At 72.7% G+C, this 16,251-nt stretch carries 11 protein-coding genes; 2 read left to right on the top strand and 9 right to left on the bottom strand.

From position 1 onward, the window contains the following. Positions 1 to 20: 20 nt before the first annotated feature. From ACZ67Q_RS23060 to ACZ67Q_RS23080, 5 genes are all read right to left on the bottom strand, one after another. A complete protein-coding gene (locus tag ACZ67Q_RS23060; RefSeq protein ID WP_471185116.1) occupies positions 21 to 1,151 on the bottom strand; it encodes an acyl-CoA dehydrogenase family protein in 1,131 nt (376 codons plus the stop codon). Positions 1,152 to 1,206: 55 nt separating this feature from the next. Beyond that, positions 1,207 to 3,060 carry an acetyl/propionyl/methylcrotonyl-CoA carboxylase subunit alpha gene (locus ACZ67Q_RS23065; RefSeq protein ID WP_471185118.1) on the bottom strand — a complete coding sequence of 618 codons (1,854 nt, stop codon included), beginning with the start codon at positions 3,058 to 3,060 and terminating at the stop codon, positions 1,207 to 1,209. Between the two features lie 5 nt (positions 3,061 to 3,065). Next, the gene (locus ACZ67Q_RS23070) at positions 3,066 to 4,664 is read right to left on the bottom strand and encodes an acyl-CoA carboxylase subunit beta (protein ID WP_471185120.1); all 1,599 of its coding nucleotides are present in this window, start codon (positions 4,662 to 4,664) and stop codon (positions 3,066 to 3,068) included. Between the two features lie 97 nt (positions 4,665 to 4,761). Then, a complete protein-coding gene (locus tag ACZ67Q_RS23075) occupies positions 4,762 to 6,447 on the bottom strand; it encodes an acyclic terpene utilization AtuA family protein (protein WP_471185122.1) in 1,686 nt (561 codons plus the stop codon). A 34-nt stretch (positions 6,448 to 6,481) separates the two neighbouring features. After that, entirely contained in the window at positions 6,482 to 7,276 is a 795-nt protein-coding gene (locus ACZ67Q_RS23080) for a TIGR03084 family metal-binding protein (protein ID WP_471185124.1), read from the bottom strand. Between the two features lie 166 nt (positions 7,277 to 7,442). Here ACZ67Q_RS23080 and ACZ67Q_RS23085 point away from each other — a divergent pair, with 166 nt between their 5' ends. After that, positions 7,443 to 8,201, top strand: coding sequence for a class I SAM-dependent DNA methyltransferase (locus ACZ67Q_RS23085; RefSeq protein WP_471185126.1), 759 nt, complete (start codon positions 7,443 to 7,445; stop codon positions 8,199 to 8,201). A 24-nt stretch (positions 8,202 to 8,225) separates the two neighbouring features. Here ACZ67Q_RS23085 and ACZ67Q_RS23090 read toward each other — a convergent pair whose 3' ends face one another. After that, a complete protein-coding gene (locus tag ACZ67Q_RS23090; protein ID WP_471185128.1) occupies positions 8,226 to 9,191 on the bottom strand; it encodes an EamA family transporter in 966 nt (321 codons plus the stop codon). 80 nt (positions 9,192 to 9,271) lie between these two features. Continuing rightward, a complete protein-coding gene (locus tag ACZ67Q_RS23095; protein ID WP_471185131.1) occupies positions 9,272 to 12,187 on the bottom strand; it encodes an FAD-binding and (Fe-S)-binding domain-containing protein in 2,916 nt (971 codons plus the stop codon). Positions 12,188 to 12,343: 156 nt separating this feature from the next. Here ACZ67Q_RS23095 and serC point away from each other — a divergent pair, with 156 nt between their 5' ends. After that, on the top strand, positions 12,344 to 13,462 hold the full coding sequence (gene serC / locus ACZ67Q_RS23100; protein ID WP_471185133.1) for a phosphoserine transaminase: 1,119 nt from the start codon (positions 12,344 to 12,346) through the stop codon (positions 13,460 to 13,462). A gap of 57 nt (positions 13,463 to 13,519) precedes the next feature. Here the strand turns inward: serC and ACZ67Q_RS23105 are convergent, their stop codons facing one another. After that, a complete protein-coding gene (locus tag ACZ67Q_RS23105) occupies positions 13,520 to 15,037 on the bottom strand; it encodes a cellulase family glycosylhydrolase (RefSeq protein WP_471185135.1) in 1,518 nt (505 codons plus the stop codon). 169 nt (positions 15,038 to 15,206) lie between these two features. Beyond that, entirely contained in the window at positions 15,207 to 16,175 is a 969-nt protein-coding gene (locus ACZ67Q_RS23110; protein ID WP_471185138.1) for a WD40 repeat domain-containing protein, read from the bottom strand. Positions 16,176 to 16,251 lie beyond the last annotated feature (76 nt).

Below are 16,251 nucleotides of genomic sequence, written 5' to 3' on the forward strand. Positions count from 1 at the left end.
GGTTCCTCCAGTGCGGTCGCCTAGTACGACTTGGGCAGGCCCAGGGTCTGGTGGGAGACGTAGTTCAGAATCATCTCCCGGCTCACGGGGGCAATACGAGCCACACGCGCCGCCGTTATCAACCGGGCGAGGCCGAACTCACGGGTGAGGCCGTTGCCGCCGAGGGTGTGCACCGCTTGGTCGACGGCCTTCACGCAGGCTTCCCCGGCCGCGTACTTCGCCATGTTGGCGGCCTCGCCGGCCCCCACGTCGTCCCCCGCGTCGTAGAGGTGGGCGGCCTTCTGCATCATCAGCCGGGCCAGTTCGAGGTCGATGTGGGCCTGGGCGAGGGGGTGGGCGATGGCCTGGTGGGCGCCGATGGGGGTGTTCCACACCGTGCGGTCGCGGGCGTACTCGACGGCCTTGGCGAGGGCGTGGCGTCCCATGCCGATCGCGAACGCGGCCGTCATGATCCGCTCCGGGTTCAGTCCGGCGAACAGTTGCAGCAGTCCGGCGTCCTCGTCGCCGACGAGGGCGTCGGCGGGCAGTCGCACCTCGTCCAGGACCAGCTCGAACTGCTTCTCGGTGGCGTTCAGTTCCATGTCGATCAGGCGGCGGGAGAAGCCGGGGGCGTCGCGCGGCACGATGAACAGGCAGGGCTTGAGGCGGCCCGTACGGGCGTCCTCGGTGCGGCCGACGATGAGGGTGGCGTCGGCGATGTCCACGCCGGAGACGAACACCTTGCGGCCGGTCAGCAGCCAGTCGCCGCTGTCGCCGTCGCGGCGGGCGGTGGTGGTGATGCGGTGGCTGTTGGAGCCGGCGTCGGGCTCGGTGATGCCGAAGGCCATCAGGCGGGAACCGTCCGCCAGCGCGGGCAGCCACTCCTGCTTCTGGGCCTCGGTGCCGAAGCGGGCGATGACCGTGCCGCAGATCGCCGGGGAGACGATCATCATGAGCAGGGGGTTTCCGGCAGCGCCGAGTTCTTCGAGGACGAGGGAGAGTTCGGTGATTCCGCCCCCGCCGCCTCCGTAGGTCTGCGGGAGGTTGACGCCGATGTAGCCGAGTTTGGCGGCGTCTTGCCATACGTTCGCGGAGTCTTGGTGGGCTTTGGCGAACGCCGCGACTGCCTCGCGGAGGGCCTTGTGTTCTTCGGGTTCGATGAGGGTGGTCATTGTCGTCCTCCGGGTCCGGGTTGTATGGGGTTGCTCGCGCAGTCCCCCGCGCCCCTTACGGGGCGCCCTGCTCCACGACGGCCAGGAGCGTGCCGACCTCCACTTGCTGTCCCTCCGTCACGGGGAGGGCCGTCAAGGTCCCCGTGATCGGTGCGGAAATGCGGTGTTGCATCTTCATCGCTTCGAGCCAGACCAGCGGTTCTCCCGCCTGGACACTCGATCCGGTGATGAGACCGTCCGCGATCTTGACGACCGTGCCCGGCATCGGTGCGAGCAGGGATCCCGGGGCGTGCTGGTCGGCCGGGTCGGGGAAGCGGGGCAGGGCGGTGAGATGGGTGCCGTTCACCCACACCTTGTCGCCGTGGCGGGCGACGTCGAACGTGCGCCGTACGCCGTCCGCCTCCAGCACCACGCGGGTGGGTTCCGCGCGCACCACGCGCACCCCGTCCGCCTCGGCGGCCAGCCCGTCGCGGGTGTGCCGGTAGCGGACCTCGTGCTCGTCTCCCGCGAGGGCGTACCGCTTGACCTGGGGCTGGGAGGGCAGGTTGCGCCAGCCGCCGAAGCGGGAGCGGCCGCAGGCGGCGGCGAGGGCGGCGGCCAGCGGGGCGAGCGGGTCGTGGGCCGGTGCGGTCAGCTCCCCGAGATGGCGGTCGTAGAAGCCGGTGTCCATGCGGGCGGACGTGAACTCCTCGTGCCGCAGCGAGCGGACGAGCAGGTCGCGGTTGGTGGCCGGGCCGTGCACGAGCGTGCGCTCCAGCGCGCCGGCGAGGGCGCGGACCGCCTCCGCGCGCGTGGGGGCGTGCGCGACGACCTTGGCGATCATCGGGTCGTAGTGGACGCCGATCTCGTCGCCGTCGGTGAAGCCGGTGTCCAGGCGGACGCCGTCGGGGACGGCGAGGCGGTGCAGGGTGCCGGTCTGCGGAGCCCAGTCGCGGGCGGGGTCCTCGGCGTAGAGGCGGGCCTCGATCGCGTGGCCACGCGCGCGTGGGGGCTCCCCGGCGAGGGCGTGGCCCTCCGCGACGCGGATCTGCTCGGCGACCAGGTCGAGCCCGAAGACCTCCTCGGTGACGGGGTGTTCGACCTGGAGGCGGGTGTTCATCTCCAGGAAGTGCGCGCGGCCGTCGGCGACGAGGAACTCGACGGTGCCGGCGCCGGTGTAGGAGACGGCGCGCGCGGCGCGTACGGCCAGTGTGTACAGCTCCTCCGTGAGTGCCTGGGGAAGGCCCGGGGCGGGCGCTTCCTCGATCACCTTCTGGTGGCGGCGCTGAAGGGAGCAGTCGCGGGTGCCGAGCGGCCACACCGTGCCGTGGGTGTCGGCGAGGATCTGCACCTCGACGTGGCGGCCGTTCTCCAGGTAGGGCTCGACGAAGACCTCGCCGTCCCCGAACGCGCTCGCCGCCTCGGCTCGCGCGCCCTCCAGCGCGCCCTGGAGCTCCTCCAGGCGGCGCACGATCCGCATGCCGCGCCCGCCGCCGCCCGCGGCGGCCTTCACCAGCACCGGCAGGTCGGCCTCCGTCACCTCGCCGAGCGGCTCGAGCCCCATGAGCTGCTTGGCACGCGTCTTGGACGCCATCGCCTCGATGGCCTCCGGCGGCGGCCCGATCCAGGTGAGGCCGGCGTCGAGGACGGCACGGGCGAAGTCGGCGTTCTCCGACAGGAAGCCGTAGCCCGGGTGCACGGCGTCCGCGCCGGCGGCGAGCGCGGCCTTCACGATCAGGTCGCCGCGCAGATACGTCTCGGCGGGTGCCGCGCCCGGCAGCCGTACCGTCGTGTCCGCCACGCGCGCGTGGAGCGCGTTCTCGTCGGCGTCGGAGTGGACGGCGACGGTCCGGATGCCGAGCCGGCGGCAGGTGCGGAAGATCCGGCAGGCGATCTCGCCCCGGTTGGCGACGAGCAGGGTCTGGATCATGTTCCTCACATCCGGAAGACGCCGAAGCCGCCGCGCGCGCCCTCCACGGGCGCGGTGTGCAGGGCGGACAGGCACAGGCCGAGGACGGTGCGGGTGTCGCGCGGATCGATGACGCCGTCGTCGTAGAGCCGCCCGGACAGGAACATCGGCAGCGACTCGGACTCGATCTGCTGCTCCACCAGGGCGCGCAGTCCGGCGTCCGCCTCCTCGTCGTACGGCTGTCCCTTGGCGACGGCGGACTGGCGGGCGACGATCGACAGGACGCCCGCGAGCTGCTGCGGGCCCATGACGGCGGACTTGGCGCTCGGCCAGGCGAACAGGAAGCGCGGGTCGTAGGCCCGTCCGCACATGCCGTAGTGCCCGGCGCCGTAGGAGGCGCCCATCAGGACCGACAGGTGCGGCACCTTGGAGTTGGACACCGCGTTGATCATCATCGCGCCGTGCTTGATGATCCCGCCCTGCTCGTATTCCTTTCCGACCATGTAGCCGGTGGTGTTGTGCAGGAACAGCAGCGGGATGTCGCGCTGGTTGGCGAGCTGGATGAACTGGGCGGCCTTCTGCGACTCGGGGCTGAACAGGACGCCCTGGGCGTTGGCCAGGATCCCGACGGGATAGCCGTGCAGGGCCGCCCAGCCGGTGACCAGGCTGGTCCCGTACAGCGGCTTGAACTCGTCGAAGTCGGAGCCGTCCACGATCCGGGCGATGACCTCGCGCGGGTCGAACGGGGTCTTCAGATCGCCGGGGACGATGCCCAGCAGTTCCTCGGCGTCGTACTTGGGCGGCTCGGCAGGCCCCGGGTCCGGGTGTGCCTTGCGGTGGTTGAGGCGGGCGACCACGCGCCGTGCCTGCCGCAGGGCGTCGGGTTCGTCGACGGCGAAGTAGTCGGCGAGGCCCGACACGCGCGCGTGCATCTCGGCGCCGCCCAGCGACTCGTCGTCGCTCTCCTCGCCGGTCGCCATCTTCACCAGCGGTGGCCCGCCGAGGAACACCTTCGCGCGCTCCTTGACCATGATCACGTGGTCGGACATGCCGGGGATGTACGCGCCGCCGGCCGTGGAGTTGCCGAAGACGACGGCGATCGTCGGGATGCCGGCCGCCGACAGCCGGGTCAGGTCGCGGAAGATCGCGCCGCCCGGAATGAAGATCTCCTTCTGCGAGGGCAGGTCGGCGCCGCCGGACTCGACCAGGCTGATGCAGGGCAGCCGGTTGGCGAGGGCGATGTCGTTGGCGCGCAGGGCCTTCTTCAGCGACCAGGGGTTGGATGCGCCGCCGCGCACGGTCGGGTCGTTGGCGGTGATCAGGCACTCCACGCCCTCGACCACGCCGATCCCGGTGACCAGGGACGCGCCGACGGTGTAGTCGCTGCCCCAGGCGGCCAGCGGGGACAGCTCCAGGAAGGGCGTGTCCGGGTCGAGCAGCAGCTCGATGCGCTCGCGGGCGAGCAGCTTGCCGCGCCCGCGGTGCCGTGCGACGTACTTCTCGCCGCCGCCCGCGAGCGCCTTGGCGTGCTCGGCGTCGAGCGTGGCGAGCTTGGCGAGCATGGCCTCGCGGTTGGCCCGGTGCTCGGGGCTCTTCGCATCCAGTGCGGAGGGCAGAACCGTCACAGCACGGCCTCCGGGAGATCGACGGACGGGTCGGCGGTCAGGTCGGCGAACAAATCGGTGGGCAGATCAGCGGGCAGATCGGCGGGCAGGTCGGTGGTCACAGCAGGGCCTCCGGTATGTCGAGGTGGCGGGAGCGCAGCCATTCGCCCAGGGCCTTGGCCTGCGGGTCGAAGCGGTGCTGGGCGGCGACGCCGGCGCCGAGCAGGCCCTCGACGACGAAGTTCAGGGCGCGCAGGTGGGGCAGGACGTGCCGGGTGACGGGCAGGTCCGCGCTCTCGGGGATCAGCTGCCGCAACCGGTCGGCGGTCAGTTCGTGCGCCAGCCATCGCCAGGCCGCCTCCGAGCGCACCCACACCCCGACGTTCGCGTCCCCGCCCTTGTCGCCGCTGCGGGCCCCGGCGACCAGCCCCAGCGGCGCCCGCCGCACCGGGCCCGCGGGCAGGGGCTCGGGAAGGTCCGGTTCCGCGACCGCCTCCAGTACGGCCGTCTCCCCCGGCGCGGGTACGGGCACGCGCCGCCCGTCGTCCAGCACCGCCACGTGCTCGACGGCGTCCTGTGCCACGTACGCCGCCTCGAACACCCCGTAGGGAGCGCCCTTCCCGGGGGGCGCGAGCACATGGAAGCCGGGGTAGCTGGCCAGCGCCAGCTCCACCGCCGCCCCGCTCAGCGCCCGTCCCACGACCCGCTGGTCGGCGTCGCGGACGACGAGCCGCAGCAGGGCGCTCGCGCTCTCCTCGGTGTCCGCGTCGGGCCGGTCGGTGCGGACGAGTTCCCAACGGACGTCGTCGGGCGGCGACTTGGCCAGCGCCCCGGAGAGCTGCTCGCGCACCAGGGCCGCCTTGGCCTCGATGTCCAGACCGGTCAGCACGAAGACGACCTCGTTGCGGAAACCGCCGAGTTTGTTGACGCCGACCTTGAGCGCGGGCGGCGGCGCCTCCCCGCGCACCCCCTCGATCCGCACCCGGTCGGGCCCGTCCTGGCGCAGTCGTACGGTGTCCAGCCGGGTGGTGACGTCGGGTCCCGCGTACCGGGCACCCGCAGTCTCGTACAGCAGTTGCGCGGTGACCGTGCCGACGTCGACGAAGCCGCCGGTGCCGGGGTGCTTGGTGATGACGCTGCTGCCGTCGGCGTGGATCTCGGCGAGCGGGAAGCCGGGGCGGCGCACATCGCGGCCGCCGTCGCGGAAGAAGGCGTAGTTGCCGCCGGTGGCCTGCGCCCCGCACTCCAGGACGTGCCCGGCGACGACCGCGCCCGCGAGCCGGTCGTACTCGTGCGGCTGCCATCCGAAGCGGGCCGCCGCCGGACCGGTGACGAGCGCCGCGTCCGTCACGCGCCCGGTGATCACGATGTCGGCGCCCGCGCGCAGGCAGGCGGTGATGCCGTGGCCGCCGAGGTAGGCGTGTGCGGCGAGGCTGCCGGGGTGGTGCGCGGTGCGGTCGTCGCCCTCGACGTGTGCCACGCGCACCGGGATCCCGAGCCGGCCGGCGAGCGCGCGGACGGCGTCGGCGAGGCCGGCGGGGTTCAGGCCGCCCGCGTTGGCGACGATCTTCACGTCCCGCTCGTGGGCGAGGCCCAGGCATTCCTCCAGCTGGCGCAGGAAGGTGCGGGCGTATCCGGCGGCGGGGTCCTTCAGCCGGTCGCGGCCGAGGATCAGCATGGTCAGCTCGGCGAGGTAGTCGCCGGTGAGGACGTCGAGGTCGCCGCCGGTGAGCATCTCGCGCATCGCGTCGAAGCGGTCGCCGTAGAAGCCCGAGGCGTTGCCGATGCGCAGCACGCCGCTCATATTCCCGACGCCCTCTCCCGGGGCGCGCGCCCGCTCATTGCGCCTCCCCCGTCGCCGGGCGGCCTGCGCCGGGCGGTCCCGCGAAGGCCTGGGCGATGTCGAGCCAGGCGTCGGCGTCGGGGCCTTCGGCGCGCAGGGCGAGGTCGGCGCGGTGGGCGCGCTGGGTGACCAGCAGGCAGAAGTCGAGGGCGGGGCCGGTGACGCGCTGTGGGGCGTCCTCGGGGCCGTAGGTCCACAGGTCGCCGGAGGGGGCGCGCAGTTCGAGGCGGAACTCGCCGGCGGGTACGGGCAGCCCGCGCACGCCGAAGGCGAAGTCCCGAGTGCGCACGCCGAGCCGGGCCACGTGCCGGAGCCGGTCGGTGGGCCGGCGCCGCACTCCGAGCGCGTCGGCCACGTCCTGGCCGTGCGCCCAGGTCTCCATCAGCCGTGCGGAGGCCATCGAGGCGGCGGCCATCGGCGGCCCGTACCAGGGGAACCGCGCTCCGGGCGGGGCAGCGCGCAACGCCTTGTCGAGCGCGGTACGGCCTTCGCGCCAGCGTTGCAGGAGGGCGTCCGGCGGGAGGGCGGCGCCTTCCTCGGCGCCCTCGTCGACGAAGGTGTCCGGCGCGGCCAGGGCCTGCTCCACCAGGGCGTGGAAGCCGACCTCGTCCGTGACGGCGCACAGGGCCGAACGGTCGGTCCAGGCGAGGTGGGCGATCTGGTGGGCGACGGTCCAGCCGGGCGCCGGGGTGGGCAGTGCCCACTGCTCCGGGCTCAATCGCGCCACCAGGGCGTCGAGTTCGTCGCTTTCGTCACGCAGGTCGTCGATCACGGGCGTCGGATCTGACATGGGGCGAGCATGGCAGCGGACCATGAAACAATCAAGCACGCTTGCATGATTTTTTGAGCCCTCTCCCCCATGCGGCTTTGCGCCCTCTCCGTCAGCGGCCGGAAGCCGCCGCCCCCGGGGAAAATCGCGCGCGTTTCCCGCCCACGTGCCCCTACCGTCGGCCCCGATGAATCACGCAGACGAAAACGACACAGACGGTTACTTCGGAGAATCGGTCGCGGCCACCTACGACGAGTCGTCCGCGGAGATGTTCGACCCGGCGCGGGTGGAACCCGCCGTCGAGGTCCTGGCCGAGCTGGCGGGTGGCGGCCGGGCACTGGAGCTGGGCATCGGCACCGGGCGGATCGCCCTGCCGCTGGCCCGCCGCGGGGTCGAGGTGCACGGCATCGACCTGTCCCGGGCGATGGTGGACCGGCTGCGGGCCAAGCCGGGCGGCGACACGATCGGCGTGACGATCGGGGACTTCGCCACCACGACGGTGGAGGGCACCTTCTCGCTCGCCTACCTGGTCTTCAACACGATCAACAACCTCACCTCGCAGGACGCCCAGGTGGACTGCTTCCGCAACGCCGCCGCCCATCTGGAGCCGGGCGGCTGCTTCGTCGTGGAGGTGGTGGTGCCCGACCTGCGCCGGCTGCCGCCGGGGCAGACCGCGGTGCCGTTCCGGGTGGACGGCTCACGGCTGGGCTTCGACCTGTACGACGTGGCGACGCAGTCGATGAGCTCGCACCACGTGACGGTGCGCGGGGACGGGACCAGCTCGTACTTCTCGCTGCCGTTCCGGTATGTGTGGCCCGCGGAACTGGACCTGATGGCCCGGCTCGCGGGGCTGCGGCCGCGCGCCCGCTGGGACGGCTGGGACCGGTCACCCTTCACCAGCGAGAGCCGGCAGCACGTGTCGGTGTGGGAGAAGCCGGCCGGCTGACCGGCTCACCCGCGGTAAGGCCGCCTACGCGTTCCGGGCGGTCCTCCTGCGCCCCACCTGGGTCCGCACCGCGCCCATGCTCGCGGCGATGACGAGCGCGATGGCGACGGCCTCGATCGGGGAGAGGGCCTGGCCGAGGATCAGGAAGCCGGCCGTCGCGGCGATGGCGGGCTCCAGGCTCATCAGGATGGCGAAGGTGGGGGCGGGCAGGCGGCGCAGCGCCAGCAGCTCGAGGGTGTAGGGGAGCACGGAGGAGAGCAGCGCGACCGCCGCGCCGAGCCCGAAGGTCACCGGGTCGAGCAGTCGCGTGCCCGCCTCGGCGATGCCCAGAGGCAGGAACAGGACCGCGCCGACGGCCATGGCCAGCGCGAGCCCGTCGGCCTGCGGGAAGCGGCGCCCGGTGCGCGCGCTGAAGGTGATGTACGTCGCCCACATCGCGCCCGCCCCGAGTGCGAACGCGACGCCCACCGGGTCGAGGTCGCCGAACCCGCCACCGCTGAGCAGGAAGACGCCGCCGAGCGCCAGGCCGGCCCAGACGAGGTTGAGAGCACGCCGGGAGGTCAGCACCGACAGGGCGAGCGGGCCCAGGACCTCCAGGGTGACCGCGGGGCCCAGCGGGATGCGCGCGACGGCCTCGTAGAACAGGCCGTTCATACCGGCCATCGCGATGCCGAAGGCCACCACCGTGCCCCAGTCGGCGCGGGAGTGGCCGCGCAGCCGGGGCCGGCAGACCAGCAGCAGCATTACGGCCGCGACCAGCAACCGCAGCGACACCACGCCGAGGGCGCCCGCCCGCGGCATCAGCGTCACCGCGAGGGCGCCGCCGAACTGCACCGAGATGCCCCCGGCGAGCACCAGGCCGACGGGGCCGAGCGAGTCGATACGGCGGGGCTGCGCGGCGGCTGCCGCGGCGGCGGGGGCGGCCTCGGGGGTCGTCGCGGTGGCGGCGGACGTCACCGAGGCGGAGGGAGCGGTGTCGGGGCGGGTCACGGGCGGTCCAGGTGCTTGTCGCGGAGGGCTCCATCAGTGTTCACTACGATGGACTGTTAAGTCCATTCTAATGGACTCCGTCAGGGGCGTGAAGCCCTCTTGCCACTGTCCCGGAGGGACGGATTCCTGTCCAGCGCTGCCGCCAGCACCTCCGCCAGGTGCCGGCCCCGCACCCCGCCCAGCTGCTCCAGCTGTGTCCGGCAGGAGAACCCGTCCGCCAGGACCACCGCCCCCTGTGGCGCCTGCCGCACCGACGGCAGCAGCTGCTCCTCCGCGCACGCCGCCGACACCTCGTAGTGGCCGCGCTCGAATCCGAAGTTCCCGGCGAGCCCGCAGCAGCCGCCGCTCAGCTCGCCCGTCAGCCCCGCCGCCGCGCGCAGCCGGCGATCGGCCGCGTCACCCAGGACCGCGTGCTGGTGGCAGTGGGTCTGGCCGGTCACCGGGCGGTCCAGGACGGGCGGCGCCCAGTCGGGGGCGTATCTCTCCAGGGCCTCCGCGAAGGTCACCACCCGCTTGGCCAGCCGGGCCGCCCGGGGATCGTCGTGCAGCAGCTCGGGCAGGTCGCCGCGCAGGGCGGCGGCGCAGCTCGGCTCCAGCACCACGACCGGCGCGTCCGTCTCCAGCACCGGCGCCATCAGCTCCAGCGTCCGCCGCAGCACCGCGCGCGCTCGGTCCAGCTGGCCGGTGGAGACATAGGTCAGCCCGCAGCACACCCGGCTCCGGCGGGCCGTCAGCAGCGCGGCCGCCGAGCGCGACCGTGCGTCCCCCACGGGCCGCCCGCGCATCCGCAGGGTGGGCGGCAGCACCACCCGCAGCCCGGCCGCCTCCAGCACCCGCACCGCCGCCCGGCCGACCGTGGGCGAGAGGTGCTCGGTGAAGGTGTCCGGCCACAGCACGACCAGGTCGCCGCCCCCGGTGCGCTGCGGCCGCCCGCGCCACCACCGGCTGAGCGTCTGCCGGGCCACCCGCGGTATCTCCCGCTCGGCCGCGATGCCGCCCAGTCGCTTGCCCACCCGGGCCAGCGGCCGCACCGACGCCAGGGCGTTCACCGCACCCGCCGCGCGCAGTGACGCGACCCAGCTCAGCCACTGCGGCAGCCGGCCCATCGCGTAGTGCGATGCGGGCCGGCGCCGGCCGGCGTAGTGGTGGTGCAGGAACTCCGCCTTGTAGGTGGCCATGTCGACGCCCACGGGGCAGTCGGAGCGGCAGCCCTTGCAGGACAGACACAGGTCCAGCGCCTCGCGGACCTCCGTCGACCGCCAGCCGTCGGTGACCACCTCCCCGGCGAGCATCTCGTGCAGCAGCCGGGCCCGTCCGCGCGTGGAGTGCTCCTCCTCCCCCGTCACCCGGAACGACGGGCACATCACGGCCGGCCCGGACACCGTCGCCGTACGGCACTTGGCGACGCCGACGCAGCGGCGGATCGCCGCGGAGAAGTCGCCGCCGTCGGCCGGGTAGCCGAAGGCCACGTCCACGGGTTCGCGGGGCAGCACCGAGAAGCGCAGACCGGCGTCCAGCGGGGCCGGGCGGACCAGCATGCCGGGGTTGAGCAGGTCGTCGGGGTCCCACAGCGCCTTCGCCCGCTCGAACACCCTCACCATCTGCGCGCCGTACATCACCGGCAGCAGCTCCGCGCGTGCCTGCCCGTCGCCGTGCTCCCCGGACAGCGAGCCGCCGTGCGCGACCACCAGATGGGCCAGTTCCTCGGAGAAGCGGCGGAAGCGGCCGATGCCCGCCTCGGTGAGCAGGTCGAAGTCGATGCGGACATGGATGCAGCCGTCCCCGAAGTGCCCGTAGGGCGTGCCGCGCAGTCCATGGGCCGACAGCAGCGCGCGGAAGTCCCTCAGATAGGCCCCCAGCCGGGCCGGCGGGACGGCGCAGTCCTCCCAGCCGGGCCACGCCTCCGAGCCGTCCGGCATCCGGGTCGCCGTGCCGCTCGCGTCCTCCCGGACGCGCCACAGCGCCCGCTGTCCGGCCGGATCGGTCACCACCAGCGCGTCGAGCACGTCCGCCGCGCGCACGATCGCCTCCGCACGCGCCCGGGCCTCCTGAGGCGACCCGCCGCCCGTCTCCACGAACAGCCACGCCCCGCCCCGTGGCAGCCCCGCCGGGGAGCGCACCAGGTCGGCGGCCATGCCCTCCACGGTCAGCGGCCCGTGCGGGAGCAGGTCGGCGGCGGCCTCGGCGGCGGCGCTCTCGTCCGGATACCCCAGCACGGCCAGCGCCCGGGCGCGCGGTGCCTCAACCAGCCGTACGACCGCCTCGGTGAGCACGCCCCAGGTGCCCTCGCTGCCGCAGAAGGCGCGGGCCACGTCCGCGCCCTTCTCCGGCAGCAGCGCGTCCAGCGCGTACCCGGAGATGCGGCGGGGCAGCTGCGGGAAGCCGGTCCGCAGCCGCGCCAGCTCGCCGTCCACCAGCTCCCGCAGACCGTCCGGGGCGCCCGCCCAGCCCTGCCCGAGCCGCAGCCGCCGGCCACGCGCGGTGACCACGTCCAGCTCGCGCACGCTGTCCGCGGTGGTCCCCCAGGCGACCGAGTGAGAGCCGCAGGAGTTGTTGCCGATCATCCCGCCGAGCGTGCAGCGGCTGTGGGTGGAGGGGTCCGGGCCGAAGCGCAGCCCGTGCGGCGCTGCGGCTTCCTGAAGCCGGTCCAGCACGAGCCCGGGCTGCACGACCGCCGTCCGTGTGTCCGCGTCCAGCTCCAGCAGCCGGTTCATGTGACGGGTGAAGTCGAGGACCACGCCGGTGCCCGTCGCCTGCCCCGCGATCGACGTGCCCCCGCCTCTGGCGACCACCGGCACACCGTGACCTCGGCAGATCTCCAGCGCGGCGGCCACGTCGTCGGCGTCCCGGGGCGCGACGACGCCGAGCGGGACGCGCCGGTAGTTGGACGCGTCCATGGTCACGAGCGCCCGGGCGGTCGCGTCGAAGCCGACCTCGCCCCGGACGGCCGCCCGCAGCTCGGCCCGCAGCGTCTGAAGCCCTGCCAGATCCGTCATGCGTCCAGGATGCATCCGATCACTGACAGTCACCGATACTTTTCCACAGCGGCACCCCTCCAGTCGTACAACCTCACAAGTCCACCGCTTGGCGATCTTGTCTCATCGGACGGACACGTTTCCGTCCGGTTTCGCCCAGCCGATACCCTCCGACTCGTGGCCGACATCCAGATTCCCGCTGACATCAAGCCCGCCGACGGACGTTTCGGCGCGGGTCCCTCCAAGGTGCGGACCGAGGCGCTGGACGCCCTCGCCGCCACCGGTGCCTCCCTCCTCGGCACCTCCCACCGCCAGGCGCCCGTGAAGAACCTGGTCGGCAAGGTGCGTGAGGGCATCTCCGAGCTGTTCCAGCTGCCCGACGGCTATGAGGTCATCCTGGGCAACGGCGGCTCCACCGCGTTCTGGGACATCGCGACCCACGGTCTGATCGAGAACAAGTCGCAGCACCTCAGCTTCGGCGAGTTCAGCTCGAAGTTCGCCAAGGCGGCCAAGCTGGCCCCGTGGCTGGCCGAGCCGACCGTCATGTCCGCCGACCCGGGCACCCACCCCGAGGCGCAGGCCGAGGCCGGCGTGGACGTGTACGCGTTCACCCACAACGAGACCTCGACCGGTGTCGCCATGCCGATCCAGCGTGTCGCCGGCGCCGACGAGGGCTCGCTCGTCCTGGTCGACGCCACCTCCGGCGCGGGCGGCCTGCCCGTCGACATCGCCGAGACCGACGTCTACTACTTCGCGCCGCAGAAGTCCTTCGCCTCCGACGGCGGCCTGTGGATCGGTGTCTTCTCGCCCGCCGCGATCGAGCGCGCCGAGCGTGTCCACGCCTCCGGCCGCCACGTCCCGGAGTTCTTCTCCCTGCCGACGGCGATCGACAACTCCCGCAAGAACCAGACGTACAACACCCCGGCGCTCGCCACGCTCTTCCTGCTGAACCAGCAGCTGGAGTGGTTCAACGGCCAGGGCGGCCTGGACTGGGCGGTGCGCCGCACGGCCACCTCCGCGCGCACCCTGTACGGCTGGGCGGAGGACGTGAAGTTCGCGACGCCGTTCGTCACCGACCCGGCCAAGCGCTCGCAGGTCATCGGCACGATCGACTTCACCGACGAGGTCGACGCGGCGGCCGTCGCCAAGGTGCTGCGCGCCAACGGCATCGTCGACACCGAGCCCTACCGCAAGCTCGGCCGCAACCAGCTGCGCGTCGCGATGTTCCCGGCGATCGACCCGGCGGACATCGAGGCGCTCACGAAGTGCGTCGACTACGTGATCGAGAAGCTCTGATCGCAGTCGTCCGACGACGGGGGGCGCCCGGCACCGGCCGGGCGCCCCTCGCGCGTGTCACGCCGCAGTACAGCTCACGCTCGGCACTCCGGCGCCCCCGGGTGCGCCGCCGAAGCCGAAGCCTGCCGAACCGCCCGCCGGCACCGACCCGTTGTGGGCGGCGTTGACGGCGGTCACCGTCCGGCCGCTCTGGGTCGCGGTGGCGTTCCAGATGTTCGTGATCTGCTGGGCCCCGGGGAAGGTCCAGGTCACCTTCCAGGAGGACAGCGCGGTGGTTCCCGTGTTGGTCACCTTCACCTCGGCGTTGAAGCCGCTGCCCCAGTCGTCGGTGACGGTGTAGGTGGCGCTGCACGCGCGCGTACTGCCGCCTCCGTCACCACCCCCGCCCCCGCCGCCGCCCGTGCCCGTGCTCGGGAAGAGCGGCGCCTTGATGCCCGCGAGGTAGCCGTCCTTGACGGTGTCGACGGTGGTCCAGTCGCTGTTGAGGATGCCACCGGTGTCACCGGAGTTGGGGTTCAGGGACCAGAAGGTCCAGTGGAAGGAGTCGGCGCCGTACGCCGACGTGGGGCGCAGGTAGTCCGCGAGGGCGGCCAGCCACTTCTGGTCGACCGGCGACTGGAGGGTGGTGCCGAACTCCCCGACCCACACAGGGGCGATGTTCTGCTTGAAGATGTAGCCCCAGTACCTGTCCCAGACACCGGGCATGTTGGCCGGGAACGACGGGTCGCCGAACCAGCTCTGCTGGGCGACGCTGGTGGCGTAGTCGTGGGCCGAGTACACGACCCGGTTCGCCACGTCGAGCTGCACCGGGTACTGGGCGACGCCCATGAGGTTGCCGCCCCACCAGCCGGAGACGCCGTTGTGGGTCTGTACACCCTCGACGAAGACCAGCAGGTCGGGGTTGGCGGTCAGGACCGCGTTCCCGGCGCGCTGCGCGGCCAGCCGCCAGTCCTTCGTCGTGTCGCCGCAGCCCCAGCAGGCGGGATCGTGGGGCTCGTTGTGCAGGTCGATGCCGATGACCGTGCTCTGGCCCCGGTAACGTCCGGCGAGCGCCTTGAGGTCGGTGATCCAGGTCGACTCGGGCACCGAGGCGGTGTACCAGAGCGCGCTCTGTCCGGCGGAGTCGGGCCGGTGCCGGTCGAGGATCACCTTGAGCCCGTCCTGCCCGGCGTAGGAGACGATCTTGTCGAGGACCTGGAGCGAGGTGAGGCCCTGGAGATCGGCGTTCATGCCGCCGGAGACGTTGATGCTGTCCGGCATGGTGCCGCTCTTGAGGATGTCGTCGCTGTAGGGGATCCGCAGGGTGTTGTAGCCCAGCGACCTGACCTGGTCGATCACGCTCTTGTAGTCGCGAGACCACAGGCCGTGGACGACATGGTTGCTCGTCTCGAAGCCGAACCAGTTGATGCCGGCGATACGGACCGGATGCCCGGCCGCGTCCAGGATCTGCCGCCCGCTGGTGTGCCAGTAACCGGCGCCGGGGGCGTCGGCGGCGTGCGCGGTGTGCGCACCGGCCAGCGGGAGCAGAAGCGCGGCCGCGGCGGCGCAGAGCGCTCTTCGTAAAGTGCGGAACATGGGCTGCTTCCTCTCGGGGGCTGACGGGGGGCGAGCGATTGGGAGCGCTCCCACGCACACACCAGGAAAGGACGCTTACATGTACGCGTCAAGCCTGCGGACGTGACCGTGTGAAGAGCCCGAAGCCATGGAAGGGGTGGCCGGAAACAGCCCCCGCGGGAGACGCGCGTCAGCCGCGCCGGAACAGCCGCCGCAGCCCGAACACGGCGAGACAGACGGCGCCCACGGCCAGGGCGCCGGTCGTCAGGCTGACGCTCCGCCCGTCCCCGCCCCCCTTGGCCGCCGCGGAAGGGCCGTGGCCCGCACCGGAGTCGGCGGAACCGCCGGGGGCGTCCTGGGCGACGACCTCGCTCCCGGCGCCCTCGCTGCTGTAGAGCAGCTTCTTGCCGTCGGCGGAGTAGGTGACGCCCTCGCCCTGCCGTTGCAGGGGCACGTCCAGCCGGCCGGTCTTCTCGATCTTCCCGCCGTTGAAGTCGTAGGCGATACCGCCGAAGTAGCCGCGTACGACGAGGCGTTCGCCGTCCGGGGAGAAGGCGGCGTCGGTCGCCCACAGGTCGACGGGCGCGACGGGCCGGAAGAGATTGCTCCCGGAGGCGGACAGTTTCGCCGGGCCCTCGAAGAGATGCCCGCCGTCCTCGTGCTTGTCGATGATGTAGACGCGGCCGGTCTTCGGGTGGACGACCAGCGACTCTGCGTCGCGCGGGCCGCCCTCGTACTTCACGACGTACTGCGTCGCCTTGACGGTCTGGTCCTTCAGCTCCTTCGGCTCCGGCAGCCGGTAGATCCACACGTACGGCCAGCGGCCGCCGAAGTTGTCGCCGATGTCGCCGACGTAGATCTCGTTGCCGGGACCGATGGAGATGGCCTCGACGTCGCGGGGCGAGCCGATGCCCTTGAGGGTGAGCCGGGCGACGGTACGACCCGTGGAGCCGTCCACGGCGTACAGGTACGGGCCGTCGTCGCTGTCGTTGTGCGTCCAGTAGATCCCGGGGTGCAGCCGGGAGGCGGCGAGGCCGCTGGACTCCGTGATGCGCGGGTCCTGGAGGGTGAACCCCTGGTCACCGTCGGCGGCGGAGGCGGGCGCGGCGAGCGCACCCACGAGCAGGACCCCGGCGAGCAGGGCGAACGGTCGGCGCATGCCCTCCAGCCTGCCATCCCGCCGCGCGGAGCGTGATCCGTGGCCGGTTTCACACAGCGCGCCGGGGGTCGGCCGG

The sequence above is a fragment of the Streptomyces sp. NPDC036813 genome, assembly GCF_055609245.1.

Excerpts from the sequence above, each read along its gene's own strand:
- ACZ67Q_RS23060 (WP_471185116.1), bottom strand. The coding sequence starts at position 1,151 with ATGACCACCCTCATCGAACCCGAAGAACACAAGGCCCTCCGCGAGGCA.
- ACZ67Q_RS23065 (WP_471185118.1), bottom strand. The coding sequence starts at position 3,060 with ATGATCCAGACCCTGCTCGTCGCCAACCGGGGCGAGATCGCCTGCCGG.
- ACZ67Q_RS23075 (WP_471185122.1), bottom strand. The coding sequence starts at position 6,447 with ATGAGCGGCGTGCTGCGCATCGGCAACGCCTCGGGCTTCTACGGCGAC.
- ACZ67Q_RS23080 (WP_471185124.1), bottom strand. The coding sequence starts at position 7,276 with ATGTCAGATCCGACGCCCGTGATCGACGACCTGCGTGACGAAAGCGAC.
- ACZ67Q_RS23085 (WP_471185126.1), top strand. The coding sequence starts at position 7,443 with ATGAATCACGCAGACGAAAACGACACAGACGGTTACTTCGGAGAATCG.
- ACZ67Q_RS23095 (WP_471185131.1), bottom strand. The coding sequence starts at position 12,187 with ATGACGGATCTGGCAGGGCTTCAGACGCTGCGGGCCGAGCTGCGGGCG.
- ACZ67Q_RS23105 (WP_471185135.1), bottom strand. The coding sequence starts at position 15,037 with ATGTTCCGCACTTTACGAAGAGCGCTCTGCGCCGCCGCGGCCGCGCTT.
- ACZ67Q_RS23110 (WP_471185138.1), bottom strand. The coding sequence starts at position 16,175 with ATGCGCCGACCGTTCGCCCTGCTCGCCGGGGTCCTGCTCGTGGGTGCG.